The organism is Streptomyces sp. 4F14, assembly GCF_048159485.1.
Classification (GTDB): Bacteria; Actinomycetota; Actinomycetes; order Streptomycetales; family Streptomycetaceae; genus Streptomyces.
This window is the reverse complement of the sequence record NZ_JBLRVY010000148.1, coordinates 1-429: the sequence shown is the minus strand read 5'-3', so window position 1 is coordinate 429 and position 429 is coordinate 1. Positions and strand designations below refer to the sequence as shown.

At 73.7% G+C, this 429-nt stretch carries 1 protein-coding gene; it reads right to left on the bottom strand.

Going from position 1 to position 429, the window contains the following annotated elements:
• Nucleotides 1-429, bottom strand: a 429-nt coding sequence (locus ACLZOT_RS50055) for an ATP-binding cassette domain-containing protein (RefSeq protein WP_416975996.1), incomplete at both ends; no start/stop codon positions are given.

Below are 429 nucleotides of genomic sequence, written 5' to 3'. Positions count from 1 at the left end.
CCAGGGCGCTGAACGGCTCGTCGAAGAGCAGCACCTCGGGGTCGACGGCGAGGGCGCGGGCGAGGCCGACCCGCTGGCGCTGTCCGCCGGAGAGCTGGCCGGGGCGCCGCTGCTCCAGACCCTCCAGGCCGACCTTGGCGACGATGGCGGCGGCGCGCTCGCGGCGCTCGGCGCGGGCGACGCCCTGGATCTCCAGGCCGTAGGCCACGTTGTCCAGGACGGTGCGGTGCGGGAGCAGGCCGAAGTGCTGGAAGACCATCGCGGCACGGTGGCGGCGCAGTTCGCGCAGACGGGTCTTGTCCATGGCGCGGACGTCCTCGCCGTCGATGGCGATGGTGCCGGCGGTCGGCTCGATGAGCCGGGTCAGGCAGCGTACGAGGGTGGACTTGCCGGAGCCGGACAGGCCCATGACGACGAAGACCTCGCCCT